At 54.9% G+C, this 12,967-nt stretch carries 12 protein-coding genes; 6 read left to right on the top strand and 6 right to left on the bottom strand.

What is annotated here, in order from left to right:
- Positions 1-5: 5 nt before the first annotated feature.
- Complete coding sequence (locus FJD38_RS20935) at positions 6-425, bottom strand: hypothetical protein (RefSeq protein ID WP_169918881.1); 420 nt, start codon at positions 423-425, stop codon at positions 6-8.
- Between the two features lie 86 nt (positions 426-511).
- On the opposite strand from FJD38_RS20935, the gene FJD38_RS20940 reads away from it, so the two are divergent.
- From FJD38_RS20940 to FJD38_RS20950, 3 genes are all read left to right on the top strand, one after another.
- The gene (locus FJD38_RS20940; RefSeq protein WP_003253486.1) at positions 512-832 is read left to right on the top strand and encodes a helix-turn-helix domain-containing protein; all 321 of its coding nucleotides are present in this window, start codon (positions 512-514) and stop codon (positions 830-832) included.
- A gap of 149 nt (positions 833-981) precedes the next feature.
- A complete protein-coding gene (locus FJD38_RS20945; protein WP_003253484.1) occupies positions 982-1,341 on the top strand; it encodes a histone-like nucleoid-structuring protein, MvaT/MvaU family in 360 nt (119 codons plus the stop codon).
- 956 nt (positions 1,342-2,297) lie between these two features.
- Positions 2,298-3,218, top strand: a complete 921-nt coding sequence (locus FJD38_RS20950; RefSeq protein ID WP_003253479.1) for a hypothetical protein — start codon at positions 2,298-2,300, stop codon at positions 3,216-3,218.
- Between the two features lie 130 nt (positions 3,219-3,348).
- On the opposite strand, the gene FJD38_RS20955 is transcribed toward FJD38_RS20950, so the two are convergent.
- From FJD38_RS20955 to FJD38_RS20965, 3 genes are all read right to left on the bottom strand, one after another.
- Complete coding sequence (locus tag FJD38_RS20955; protein WP_003253477.1) at positions 3,349-5,178, bottom strand: CocE/NonD family hydrolase; 1,830 nt, start codon at positions 5,176-5,178, stop codon at positions 3,349-3,351.
- Between the two features lie 44 nt (positions 5,179-5,222).
- Positions 5,223-6,662 carry a YfcC family protein gene (locus FJD38_RS20960; RefSeq protein WP_003253475.1) on the bottom strand — a complete coding sequence of 480 codons (1,440 nt, stop codon included), beginning with the start codon at positions 6,660-6,662 and terminating at the stop codon, positions 5,223-5,225.
- 112 nt (positions 6,663-6,774) lie between these two features.
- On the bottom strand, positions 6,775-7,686 hold the full coding sequence (locus tag FJD38_RS20965) for a LysR family transcriptional regulator (RefSeq protein ID WP_003253472.1): 912 nt from the start codon (positions 7,684-7,686) through the stop codon (positions 6,775-6,777).
- Positions 7,687-7,888: 202 nt separating this feature from the next.
- Between FJD38_RS20965 and FJD38_RS20970 the strand changes: the two genes are divergently transcribed.
- On the top strand, positions 7,889-9,115 hold the full coding sequence (locus FJD38_RS20970) for an OprD family porin (protein WP_009682006.1): 1,227 nt from the start codon (positions 7,889-7,891) through the stop codon (positions 9,113-9,115).
- A 323-nt stretch (positions 9,116-9,438) separates the two neighbouring features.
- On the opposite strand, the gene FJD38_RS20975 is transcribed toward FJD38_RS20970, so the two are convergent.
- Together FJD38_RS20975 and FJD38_RS24865 are read right to left on the bottom strand one after the other, a co-directional pair.
- Entirely contained in the window at positions 9,439-11,136 is a 1,698-nt protein-coding gene (locus FJD38_RS20975) for a phosphoethanolamine transferase (protein ID WP_003253466.1), read from the bottom strand.
- A gap of 440 nt (positions 11,137-11,576) precedes the next feature.
- Positions 11,577-11,783: a hypothetical protein gene (locus tag FJD38_RS24865; RefSeq protein WP_003253464.1), complete on the bottom strand. Its 207-nt coding sequence runs from the start codon at positions 11,781-11,783 to the stop codon at positions 11,577-11,579.
- Here FJD38_RS24865 and FJD38_RS24870 point away from each other — a divergent pair.
- Both FJD38_RS24870 and FJD38_RS20985 read left to right on the top strand, forming a co-directional pair.
- Positions 11,763-11,963 carry a zinc ribbon domain-containing protein gene (locus tag FJD38_RS24870; protein ID WP_223255137.1) on the top strand — a complete coding sequence of 67 codons (201 nt, stop codon included), beginning with the start codon at positions 11,763-11,765 and terminating at the stop codon, positions 11,961-11,963. The two genes, FJD38_RS24865 and FJD38_RS24870, sit on opposite strands and share 21 nt — an antisense overlap.
- Before the next feature lie 54 nt (positions 11,964-12,017).
- Entirely contained in the window at positions 12,018-12,923 is a 906-nt protein-coding gene (locus FJD38_RS20985) for a cation diffusion facilitator family transporter (RefSeq protein WP_003253462.1), read from the top strand.
- Positions 12,924-12,967 lie beyond the last annotated feature (44 nt).

Raw genomic sequence — 12,967 nt, forward strand, 5'->3', positions numbered from 1 at the left:
ACCAGCTATCCTCGTCTGTAAAGTTCCTTGAAGAAGCCATACTCACGGCACTCGGAGCTGTTAGGCTGGTAATACCGACGACCGCCTTGAACGGTGTAACACCTGTACAAACGATCCTCGCTTTCATGAATGACCTCCAGATGCTCCATCGCCCACCCGCTACTACCGTTCATCCACCCGGGAGTAACAATCTGAAGGGATAACTCAACGGCACCATTCAGGGTTAAACGCGTGAACTGCTCCAGCCCACGCATGTCCTCCAGAAAGAAGACCTCCACACACGTGTCCTCTCCCCGCTCCCTCGTCACCGTGATGTGAATCCATGGCGATGACAGCCGTTGCTCCACGAAATGCCAAGCCTGCTGATCCTCAGCCAGCCAGGCGAAGGAGCGATCCACCTCTGCCCATCGGTTGGTGATAAACATCATGACCCCCTCTCAAATGAACAGCATACATTGTAGTCATATACTGTTCACGGGTGCCTCATCTTTCCTTTTGCGGAAGATGCAAAGTGGAATTGAGACAGGCATTCGGTCGGGTTCTGAAGTGGATGCGAGTCCAGCAAAAGCTGACCCAAGAAGACTTCGCGACGGTGAGCAGTCGTACCTACATCAGCACGCTGGAAAGGGGACGATACGTCCCGACCATCGAGAAACTGGACACCATCGCACCAGTGCTGGGAGTTCATCCGATCACATTACTGGTTGGGAGCTATGCCCTCAAAGAGAACCGAGCAGTGGCAGAGTTACTCGCTCAAATCACTCAAGAAGCTGAACGCATGGACCTTGCAACGGCCTTCCCGGACTCAAGCAAAACCTCACACCAGAGCTGATCACCACCTGCTAATGCCGCGAAGCGATTGCCCAAGCGCCAATGGGGGGACTGGATTTTGCTCTATTGCAGGGCTGTTTAGGCCACAAGATACTTAGCACGCTTTCTGTCTAGCCTGATAAAATCTCAGGCCACTTCTTGGAGAATCTCATGTCCCGTCTCGCTGAATTTCGCCTTCTCGAACAACAGCTCGCCGCGCAGCTCGCCGAACTGGAAGCACTGAAGAATGATTCCGCCCTGAAGCAGGAAATGGAATTCGAAACGAAGCTCCGCAACCTGCTCAACGATTACGGCTACAGCCTGCGTCACGTGATCCAGATCATTGATCCGCAGCCCGTAGATTCCGGATCTATTGCACAAAAACCTGCACGGAAACCACGAGTAGTGAAAACCTACAAGAACCCGCATAGCGGAGAAGTCGTTGAGACGAAGGGGGGCAATCAGCGCACTCTGAAGGCCTGGAAGGCAGAGTACGGTGCCGAGGTGGTTGAGTCCTGGTTAGCCAACTGACTGTGCTGTAGTCGACCTGTGGCAGGAGCATAAACGTGAATCGTCGCCAAATGCGAATTCCCATTCTGGGGCGCGACGATTTTTTTGGTAGGTGGTAATGACACACCATTTATGCGCATTAAATAGAGGTCCACTTCAGAAACGGACGCTCCAAAATGCGCAATGCTCTCGTCACAATCTCAGTAAACACCCTCGCAAGCATCCTGGCTGGTCTCATGCTCCACTGGATCACCCCCCCTCCTACTGCCGAAGCCATTCGATCCGGGATCGCGACGCCTGTCTCACCGTCTAAGTCGGTTACCGAGCCTTGACATCTGCACCTCCGAATCATGTGGCCGGCTTACCCAGTGGATGCCTCAAAAAAGCAGAACTTGGGGACCAGTTCGCGCCCCGCCCGAAGCGCATGAAGTGATGTTCCGTTTTTAGACCAAGCGAGAGCACGCCAGGCTTACAAGTCAGTTGCATGATCAGCTGAACGAATTGCTGGAGCATTTCGTAAACCTCAACGAGGGGCTGTACTTCGGGGGCGGATGTCACGGTATTGCAGAATTTCACTATGCTCGATGCGGAGGATGAAGACTTCGTGCATTACAGCCTGCACGACTGGTTCAGTTTTGGAGACGCCATAGAAGACGACGATTTGCTGATTGAGCGGCCTTGATCGACGGTGCTGGGCCATAGCTGACGGCTGGTCTGCCTACCAACTGATCCGTTCCGTGGCAGGTGTTATTTTCTCTACAAGAATAGCCTCCACGCCTCGGGCGGGTCCCAGACCTGCACTGCGCACCAGGGGGTTAGTTGTTTCTGGGGCTCACAGACTCCTTACGGGGTAATCCCATGCTTCTGGCAAGGCCTGCCACCGGAGGGTGACCACCTAAGGGGCAGATAGGCCTTCCTGCTACCGAACTTCGCTGGGTACGATCAATAAACCCTCTATTGATACGGTTTTGGCAAAGATGGATGTGTACAAGCTCCGCATTGAAGACACTGAAAGCAAAACCATAGACAAGGATCGGTTCGAGTCTGAGACCTTCCGCAGGGAGCCGTGGTATCAGCCCGGAAGCGCGGGCAAGCTGGCTCAGTTCGCGGTGTGCCCGGCATGCGACAACCCTGTCCAGCTGGTAGGGCTGTATGAGTTACCCCCAAACGTAAAAAATCCCTTCGGAAAGCACGCGACGAAGAGCATTCGCGGTATCGCTCCATTTGATGGAGAGGCCCGTAACGATTGCCCATACTTCCAGCCCCGTCAGCACAAGAAGACCGACCGAAAAACCGGTTTTGACGGCGTACCGCGGAAGATTCTCAGGCTTTTGATAGAACAGTTTGACCGCGTGGTTTACATCCTGGAGAAGGAAACCCAGGTGGTGCTCTCGGAGAAAGCCTTGCGAGGCATGCTGCAGCGTTACAAAGGGGAGCGCGGCTACCTCTATACCGGTGCGACGCTACGCAACGTGCCATGGATCTTCGCCTATATGTCGGACGCCACTCGGCTCTTTGGCCAGAAGATAGGTGGGAATGCTGAGCTTGTGAAAGCGATAGAGTCTCAAGTGCCAGGGGCGGAAATCAGCACCAAAGGCCGGCTGGAGGCGAAGAGCCTTCCTGGGATGAAAGGCCCCTACTTCGATCTCAAGATGAGTTTCATCCGCCACCGGATCTCTAAGGATAACGAGGAATCCGGCCTGGTTGAGAGCATGGAGTTTGTAGTGTCCCAGCTTCGCAAAGGTGAGCTTGAGCACATTCACAAGCAGGTGCTCAAATTCGATCCGGCTTGGTTCGAGAGCCTCATCCGAATGCCTGTTGATCATCCCTATCGCAGGATGGACCGAGTGGATATGGCCCGTGAAGAGCTAGGCGATTTGCTGGTGTCGAACGGGTAGAGGTGAGCATCGTGTAAACCTATTTTTTTACCTGTTAACTACAGTGGTTAACAGGTAAAAAAACTGGTTTACAGGGACAGCGCTCGGCAGCTGTCCAGAACTGCTGCCAAGCGATAGCTCTATACCGCTATCAGCTACCAGCTGGTGCTTGGACGACCGTTAGCTGAATCCTGGAGGGCCGCTTAGCCCCCATATGTACGGTATTTCGAGCAGTCCTTTTTTTGTTCGCGCAGCCTTCCGGCTCACCGCTGTTGGGGTTTACGTCGAACCGTGGGAAATTGCTGCCGGCAATCTCAAGGCGCAAGCTGTGACCGCGCTTGAACAGGTTGCAGGTTGCAAACGGTTCGATCTGCACCTTGAAACATTCCCCAGGTACCGTCGGCTTCGGATCGTTCCAGCTGTCCCGGTATCGGCAACGAATGATGCCGTCTGTAATGTTCATGGCATACCCCTCTGGGAAGTCATCGCTTGGCGGATAGACGTCGACCACCTTAGCGGTAAAGTCAGTGTCTAAGCCGTCGGTCTCGACCCACAGCTGGATCGTTACCGGACCGGCGACAGCAAGGTCAGCTTCAAGCGGCTCAGTTTCGAAACACAGCACATCGCTGCGCTGGCAGATGGCACTGCCATCTCCGCGCGCGCCGAAGAAGCGTGGTGTTTCTCGCTGATCAAACGCTCCGCCTTCGAAGACAGGAGCGCCGGAAGTCAGCGCGCCGCCGATGGTCGGTACTGGATTAGATGGATCGGCGAGGAAGTGGCAAGCAGCATCGGTTGCCGCTGGCCCCCCTTTGCTCAACTGACCGTCAGGATGAAGATAAAGATCCAACCGCTGGCTGCCAGGTAATGGCCACTGCTGTGCATCAAGCCACTGACCACCATGATCTATTCGCGTGTCCTGAAGCTTGCGACCACTACCACCGCCCATCATGAATACCTGCACCTGTTGGGCTGGTGCAGTGATCTGTAGCTGCAGATGGTTTACAAACCACTCAATACGACAGGACAGCCAATCCTGCGCCACTTGCCCATCGAAAGCGGCGGCTGGGCCAAACTCGGCATCGCCGCTGTGGCTAATGTTGCGGTCGCCATGCAGCCAAGGGCCCATCACGAGTCGTTGTGGTGCCTTACCGTTCGCGACGAAGGCAGCAAAGTTATCCAGGGTTGAGCTGACATAGGCGTCATACCAGCTCGACATGTGCAGCACCGGAATATCGGGAATGTTGCTGCGATAGTGATCGGCGCAAATGCCCAACTGTTGCCAATAGGCATCGAAACAGCCGCGGCCCCATTGGTCGAACAGGTAGTCCTCATACGCTGGCGCATGACGCAGCGGTGAAAATCCTGGACGCCACGGCATATGGGCGAACCAATGCCGGATGTCTTCCTGCTCCAATGCTTCGCGCAATAGTGGATCGGCTTTGGCTGCCGGACTTTCCTTGGCCTGCTTGTATGCCCATGTGGCCTGTTTGAGCTCGAATGCGCCTCCTTGGCGGATGCCACATTGATAAGCGTTGGCGAAGCCTCCAGAGTCCAGCACCATCGTCTTCAGCCCTGGAGGATTTAAGCAGGCCATAGCGAGCTGAGTATGGGCTGCATAAGAAAGACCCATGCTTCCGACCTTCCCATTGCACCAAGGCTGCTCGACCAACCAGGCCAAAGTGTCGTAGCCGTCTTCTGCTTCGTTGACGTACTTGATGAATTCGCCTTCGGAGGCGTAGCGACCGCGGCAGTCCTGAAACACAGTGACGAAGCCATGTTCGGCAAAGGCTTGGGCCATCTCTTCACGCCCTAAGTGATGACCATTCAGGCATTTCTCCGAGCGTGAGGGCTTGCTCTTGTCGTATGGAGTGCGTTCGATCACCACTGGCCACACGCCGGTACTTTCATCAGGCAGGTAGACATCGGTGGCCAACCGAACGCCATCGCGCATCGGGACCATCAGGTTTCTGAGGATTTGCATGTTTGACACTCAAAGCAGTAGGGCCGCATACGCGGCCCGAGATTTCAGTAGCCGGTCAGAACGGCAATGGAGAGGAGGCACATGGCGATGGCCGCGAATACCAGGCACAACGGCCAGATGAATCGCGCCCATTGACCCCATCCGACTTGAGCGGTCGCAAGCAGCACTAGTAGGCCACTTGAGGTAGGAGTGATCAGGTTTGTTAGACCATTGCCCAGCAAAAAGGCATACACAGTGGTCTGAGCGCTCACACCTGACAATTGCCCCAACGGTCCGAAGATTGGCATGGTCACTGCTGCTTGCCCCGACGTGGACGGGATCAGGACATCCAGCCCGAGTTGTGCGAAGAACATGCCGTACGCCGAAACTAGAGGGCCGTGATCGCTGACCAGGTTGGAAAGGTTGTTGACGATAGTGTCGAGCACCTGGCCAGTGCTGAGGATGATCTCCACCGCAGTGGCGAGACCGATCAGCACGCCGGCCATTAGCACCTTCTTCATTCCGTCGACGAATGCGCCGGCAGCCTCGCTGGCACCGATGCCAGCCACCACACTGAACACCATGCTCATCGCCAAGTAGTACGCAGACAACTCTGGGTACTTCCAGTGCCAGCGATTGGAGGCATAAACCAGGAAGGCGACGCCCGCTCCCAGCAGTAGAAGGTTGAGACTGTGGCGTGGCGCTAGCGGTGTGCGCTTAAAAGTAAACTCAGCACTGGCGTCGTAACCCAGTCGGCGTACAGTCATTAACACGAAGCCAATGCCGACCAGCAGAAACACCAAGTAGGCTGCCACACGCATATTCAGCCCGCTGAACATTGGAACGCCCACTAGCGGCTGGGCAACCGCCAATGCCACGGGGTTGGTAATCGAACCCAGATAGCCGATTTTCACCGAGATCACCACGATCGCCAGACCAACAATGTTGGGCAGCCCCAGGCGATTGGCCATCGCTACCATTAGCGGGACGATCAGGATGAACTCTTTGGCCAGTCCCATGAACGTGCTACCGGCCGAGAACACCAGCATCAAGCAGGGTACCAGCACGTAGATGTTGCCCCGGGTAAGGCCAAGTATCCGCTCAAGACCAGCATCGATTGCCCCGGCCTTGTTCAGCACGCCAAACATTCCGCCGATGAACAAAACCATGAAGATCAGGCCGGCTCGCTTCTCGATGCCCTGTGGAATGGCCATGAAAGCCTCAACCAAGGAGACCGGACGTGCAGCAGAATCGGTTGTGGCACGCGGCTCTGTGGAAAATAGCTGGCTTAGAGAGGCGTCCTTTTCCAAGGTCTGGTACGAACCGGGGACAACAGCGATGTCTTTGCGCTGGAACTGGCCTGAATCGACGAAGTAGGTGAAGGCCAGAGCCATGAAAACAATGCTCAACAGGATCAACGCAGGATTGAGCTGCTTGGCCGGGCGAGGGATGTCTGCTTTTCCAGCAGGCGCGGCTTGCGCCGCCGGTGCATGAGGTAGGTTCATGGTGCGCGATCTCGATTATTGTTTTGTAGGGGCCCAGGGCTACAGGGCGCACACTAGTTCAATCGGATGCAGTCACTCAACGTTATGAGTAAATCGGGTTGGGCTATGCAATTTATTGCGTTGGCGTAGAACCATTCACCTCTGTGAGCCTGTTACGCATGTGCTCCGCGAAACTCTCAACCAGCAAAGAGCGTGGCTGGTCTTTGCGGAAAATCAGGCCAAAACGATAGCAAAGCGCAGGTCTCAGCGGCTTGGCGATCAAAGGAAGGCCACCAAACTCTTTGGCCAAAAGACCATTGATAATTGAGACCCCCATACCCTCTGCAACGAATGCGCAAGCAGCACTGACCGAGTGGACCTCTACGCGAACTTGAGGGGTAATTTCAGCCTCTCGGAAACGCAGGTCGAGTTCAGATCGAAGGCTCCTTTGCCGCCCCAGAAGCACGAGGGGTTCATACCGCAATGCTTCGAGACTGACCTCCGATAGCTCCGCCAGTGGATGGCTTTGGTGCATGACGCACATCCCTTCGGTCTCCAGTACCGGTAGCACTTCAAAATGCTGAAGTTCCGTAGGCAAACGCACGAAAGCGAAGTCAGCGCTTTTGTCGAGTACGGCCCTTTCCAGCGCATCGTATCCGCCGGTGATGACCTCTACGACGACGTCCTCACGGCCCTGCATGAATTCGGCAACGATCCTCGGTAGCAAGTGTTGAGACATGCTGGTCGGTACTGCAACCTTGAGCAGACTCCGGCGCGAATGACCCAGTCTCAGCTCATCTGCCATGCGTTGTACGCGCTGGAGGTTGTCTACGAGCTCCGCCACCTGTCCAAGGAGTTCTTCCGCCTCAGGAGTCGCCATCAATCTGCCCTTACGTCGAAGGAAGAGCGCGAGGCCTAAGTGATCTTCGAGCTGAGTTAACAAGCGGCTGACGGCCGATTGGGACAAGCCCATACGGGTAGCAGCTCCGATGGTAGAGCCCGTTGTCATGATGGCTTGAAAAGCTTCGAGTTGTTTGAGGTTCACAAGATACTCCGAGGTTTCTTACCAACTAAACGCATAGCCTCATGCGTATTACTCATAACGTTGTTGCCGATTCCACGACGGGTTAGTGTCCGCCGCATGAGTGAATCCCGTCCAGCATGACGCTGCGTAATCTGCGATGGATAGTACTGGGTCGCTCCATTTTGATGCTGCCAAAAATCACAATACACAGCAGAGATTTCCGATGAACACCCTCACAACATCGCGCACACTCGCGTGTGCAAGCGTCATTGCTAGCTTGTTCCCCAATTTTGCTGAAGCAGACTTCTTCAAAGACTCCGAGGGCCGGCTGGCTCTGCGAAATTACTATTTCAATGATGGATTTCGTGATGGGGGCGAAGATCGCAAAGAGTGGGCGCAGGGTTTTCTGCTCAAGCTACAGTCAGGTTACACCGAAGGACCTGTAGGCTTTGGTTTGGAGGCACTGGGACTTTCAGGAATCCGGCTCGACTCAAGCGCTAAGCATGCGGGGACAGGCCTTCTGCCGGTCCACGACGATGGTCGGGCAGCTAGCGAATATTCGAGTCTTGGCATTACCGCTAAGGCCAAATGGAATGACCTTTTGGTCAGTGGTGGCACTCTCCTCCCCAAAATCCCCGTCCTGGTTTACAACGATGGTCGACTACTACCTCAAACGTTCCGAGGTACCCAAGCGGAGTACACCGGTGTTGATCGGTTGTACCTTCAAGCTGGGCATCTAGACAAATTCAAAGCCCGAAACTCTACCGATAGCGTCGATATATTTCCTCAGGGATATTCCGGAGGTGGCGGTACGGACTTTGATTTTGCGGGGATGCGCTACGACCTCACCAAACAGCTCAGTTTTAGCAGCTACTACGGGGAACTTCGGGATTTCTACCGCCAACAATTTTTCGGGTTGGTTTACACACTGCCGCTTGGCCCAGGCAAGCTAACTAGCGATCTACGTTACTTTATCAGTGATGATGCTGGCGCAGCCCGTAATGGTGTAGTTGATAGCGATATGTTTAGCGGTTTACTCAGTTATCGTCTGGGTGGCCACACGTTCAGTGCTGGATATCAAAAGGTTGATGGCAGCACCGCACTTCCGTACGTGAGCGTAAGCACGGTCTACTCGTTCAGCAATGCTAGCGTTGGCAAATTCATTCAGCCCGGAGAGCGGACCTGGATGGCGAGGTACGACTACGATTTTACTAGCATGGGAATTCCTGGACTGAGCTTCATGACCCGCTACTACAAGGGCGAGGATGGGGTCTATCGTGGTCAGGAAGCCCGGGAGCACGAGTCCAATACGAACCTGAAATATGTGATCCAGGACGGGCTCTTCAAAGGTGTGGGGGCTGAGTTTCGATATGCAGTGGCCAGGAGCACGTACAGCAGCGACCGGGATAACTACCGCTTGTATCTGACGTACGACATTGCATTGTGGTGATAGCTTCAAGTTCCCCTTGAAGCCGTCATCTAAAGGCAGCTCCCGCAGTCGGGAGCTGCCTTGTTAACCTACTCCCCCTTTTTGTGCTTGTGGGGTTTCAGGTCCGGATGGTCCTTCTGCTTCTCAGGCGTGACTCGCTGCCTTTTATCCGGAGTGCCATCTTCGTTAGTTCGTTTAGGGCCTGGCTTGATGCTCATGCGAGATTTCCTTTATCGCTTGGGTTGGTGGGTGCTGCTATGTAGTTAGTCCAGCTTCTTATAGCTGTCAAAGCGGACGGGAGCAGAAGCACTTGGCATCCCAGAGGGGCCATCCTACTTCGTGTCTTAGAGGCCTGAGTAAGAGCCTCCTGGCAAGGGCTTGCACGGGGCAGTGAAATCCAAGGCTGAGCGGTACGAGGACGTCTGGACATTCATCATCCCGAGCACTGTGTGAAACAGGTTGTCGTGGCTAAGAGGTGAGCTTGCTTGAGCTTTCAAACAGCCGACGTTGAGCCTTTCACTCTTCGCAAGAGAATCGGACATCCAAAGCACCAATGGCACCTTGGTTTGCTCTTCAGGAGCCATCGCATAAGGCAGCCCATGCAGGTAGAGCCCACCCTCACCCAGTGATTCTCCGTGGTCAGAAACGTACAGGAGCCCAGTGTCGAATTTGGTGTTCGCTGCCAGGATGTCGATCAGCCCGGCTGTAACGTAGTCGGTGTAAAGGATCGAGTTATCGTAGGCATTGAGCACTTCCTGCTGCTTACATTTGTCGAGCTCGTTGGTCTCGCACACCGGCGCGAATTTCTTGAATTGCGCGGGGTAGCGCTTGTAGTAGGCCGGGCCATGGCTACCTTTGTAGTGGAGCACCAGGACAGCATCGCCTTCTTGACGCTTGATGAAGTCTTGCATCTCCGAGAGCAGCACCCCGTCCTTACACTCCTCGCTGGTGCAAAGTTGGGGATCCGCGTGAGAGGCAGCCTTGTGGTTGGGAACCCTGTCGCAGGCCCCTTTGCACCCCGAGTTGTTGTCAGTCCACATGACACTAATGCCTGCGCGTTGAAGCACGTCGAGCAGCCCTTCTCGGCTCTTGGCCAAGCCATCTTTGTACTCGGCCTTACCCACATCCAGGAACATGCATGGCAACGAAACTGCGGTGGCGGTGCCGCAGGAGCTGACGTTGGAGAAGCTGATGACGTTGCGTTTTTCCAGCTCCGGGTTCGTTTCACGGGTGTAGCCATTGAGGGAGAAGTTGGCGGAGCGGGCGGTCTCTCCTACAGCCAGTACCAGCAGCCTAGGTTTACGGGCCGCCCCCTGTCGATTAACTACCGCATCAGTTCCAATGGCCGTCAGCGTTTTAGGTGTGGCCAGCTGGCGCTTCAGGTAACCATGGCCAGCCGCAAACAAGTTGGTGGGTACCAGGATCAGTCGGATCTCCCGATTGTTGCGCAGCAAGGAGGCATATGACTGGTATTGACTCAGCACGATGCCAGACAAGGTCAACAGAGCGAGCGACAGAGCAATGACCCTGCTGACCAAAGCTCTGGCCCAAGGCTTGCGCCGGAGGGGAACCCGGGAGATCAGGTAGACGGGCAACACCCCAACCATTGCGACCCACAGACCGAGCTTCCAATTCAGCAGCTCGGTTGCCTCAGCGACGTCTGTCTCCACAACGTTGGTGAACATTGTGTAATCGATCACGATGCCATAGGCATTCATGAAGTAACTCGCAAAAGCCGCGCTGATCAGTACGAGACATAGAAAAGGTTTGGTCAGCCGCGCCCATGACAGCAAGCTCAGAACCGTAAACACCCATGCGAATACTATGACTGGGAGGCTAGCTGCTAGCAGCCAGTTCACTTCATCGGTTTTGAATACCAGCTTCCAGAGCACGCTCCAGAGCTCAGCATTCGCGAATAGCAGCAACCAAAGAGTTACCAGCCCAATGAGCAGATTAGTGCTGATGCCTTCCTGTCGGGCAGTGCGAATAGCAAAGATCCATTTACTTAACAGGGTGTGAACAATGGATTTTGAAGGTGTCATTATCAAACTCTGAGAGGCTGCTTATCCATGCGTTAGCTGTGGAGTTAGCGGGAGCTGCTTGGCAAACCATCGACAGATGCTGAGCGATTGCGCAATGTGCGGAGCGCCAGAGGCCTTAGGGCCTAGGCGTTGGAGACGCTTAGAATGTGTGAGGCATAGGGACAAAAGAGAAATAAATCTCGCTGAGCGCATTATTTCCGGCGCCTGATAACGACACGATGACCTCGTGATTACAATGCTGACAGAAATGCAATAACTGCTGTTTTAATTGCCATCGACCAGGCTATGATAAAAATTAGGGCGACACCATCTATTAAACGCAGAGCACCGCTCAGCTAGATAAATTTAATTTCACAAACAAAACGGCTTCGTTTTGACGTAGGCTAATTTTGAACTTTCACTTTAACTTACAAGTCTTTCTCGCGAGCAGAACATTCTTTTCAACTTTTGCTCGTTAATATGTCACCCATCAATGAGGGGCGAATACCATGAGCTTTTTCAAAAATATCCTGGGCGGGCACCATGGCCGTGGAAACCACGGTGGAGGCAAGCACCACAGCGGGGGACATGGGGCCGAGCAATACGATCGCCATGGCCGGCAGCAGGGCTGCGACGGCGGCAACCAGGTGTATGACGGCGGGCGCCATGCCACTCCAGCCCCCATTAAAGATCTGCAGGGCTGCAGGCAGTGCCGGACGGCCAACGATCCGTCAGCACGCTTTTGTCTAAACTGCGGAACACCACTATCGAGTGGTTGCACCGCCTGTGGCTCGTTGCTGAGCGCAGGAGCAAAATTCTGCAGTCAGTGTGGCCAAGCGACGCTCTAACGATAGGCAGACAGGAAGGCCAACGAGACCACAACCCTGCGCAAGGAGAAATACGTGGGTTCAAATCATGACCATGGCAGCGCTGCAGTACGCGAGGGGCATCAGAAGAAGCTAATCATGGCGCTCGCCTTGACTGGCAGCTTCATGATTGCAGAAGTGATCGGTGCGTGGATTACCGGCAGCCTGGCGCTGCTGTCTGACGCATCCCACATGTTCACAGATACTGCCGCCTTGGCGATCTCACTGATTGCACTTCAGATAGCCAAGCGCCCGGCGGATCAGAAAAGAACCTTCGGCTATGCGCGCCTGGAGATTCTGGCTTCGACGTTCAACGCCGTGCTGCTCTTCCTGGTGGCGATGTACATCTTGTACGAGGCCTACCAGCGCTTTTTCATGCCGGCGGAGATCGCTACCGGGGCGATGATGTGGATCGCAATCGCCGGCCTGATCATCAACCTAATCTCGATGCGCCTTCTGGCATCTGCGAGCAACGAGAGCCTTAACGTCAAAGGCGCCTACCTCGAAGTTTGGAGCGACATGCTCGGCTCGCTAGGCGTAATCATTGCAGCACTCATCATCCGCTTCACGGGCTGGACCTGGGTCGACACGATTGTCGCTGTGGCAATCGGACTTTGGGTACTGCCGCGGACGTGGCAGTTGCTTCGCGAAAGCCTGGGGATTCTCATGGAGGGTGTGCCGAGGGGGCTCGACGTTACGGCAATCGAGGCCACCATCCGCGGCGTAGATGGGGTCACGGACGTTCATGACTTGCACGTCTGGGCCGTCAGCAGTGGCAGCAACGTGATGACGTCGCACGTAGTGGTACGGGATTCTGCAGATGGGGATGCTGTGTTGGCGGCCGTCGTGGATGCTGTCAGCGATGGATTTGAAATCCATCACTGCACCATCCAGATCGAGCGGGCAGCTTTCCACGAGAGCGTTCCCTCGCCCTCGCACTGATCGATCGGTAAACACCATGCAGACACATCCCCTTCCTGGCTGAG

Source organism: Pseudomonas saxonica, from assembly GCF_007858365.1.
Taxonomy (GTDB): domain Bacteria; phylum Pseudomonadota; class Gammaproteobacteria; order Pseudomonadales; family Pseudomonadaceae; genus Aquipseudomonas; species Aquipseudomonas saxonica.

Coding starts and splice junctions, on each gene's coding strand:
- FJD38_RS20935 (WP_169918881.1), bottom strand. CDS start 425: ATGTTTATCACCAACCGATGGGCAGAGGTGGATCGCTCCTTCGCCTGG.
- FJD38_RS20945 (WP_003253484.1), top strand. CDS start 982: ATGTCCCGTCTCGCTGAATTTCGCCTTCTCGAACAACAGCTCGCCGCG.
- FJD38_RS20950 (WP_003253479.1), top strand. CDS start 2,298: ATGGATGTGTACAAGCTCCGCATTGAAGACACTGAAAGCAAAACCATA.
- FJD38_RS20955 (WP_003253477.1), bottom strand. CDS start 5,178: ATGCAAATCCTCAGAAACCTGATGGTCCCGATGCGCGATGGCGTTCGG.
- FJD38_RS20960 (WP_003253475.1), bottom strand. CDS start 6,662: ATGAACCTACCTCATGCACCGGCGGCGCAAGCCGCGCCTGCTGGAAAA.
- FJD38_RS20970 (WP_009682006.1), top strand. CDS start 7,889: ATGAACACCCTCACAACATCGCGCACACTCGCGTGTGCAAGCGTCATT.
- FJD38_RS20975 (WP_003253466.1), bottom strand. CDS start 11,136: ATGACACCTTCAAAATCCATTGTTCACACCCTGTTAAGTAAATGGATC.
- FJD38_RS24865 (WP_003253464.1), bottom strand. CDS start 11,783: ATGGCGCCCGCCGTCATACACCTGGTTGCCGCCGTCGCAGCCCTGCTG.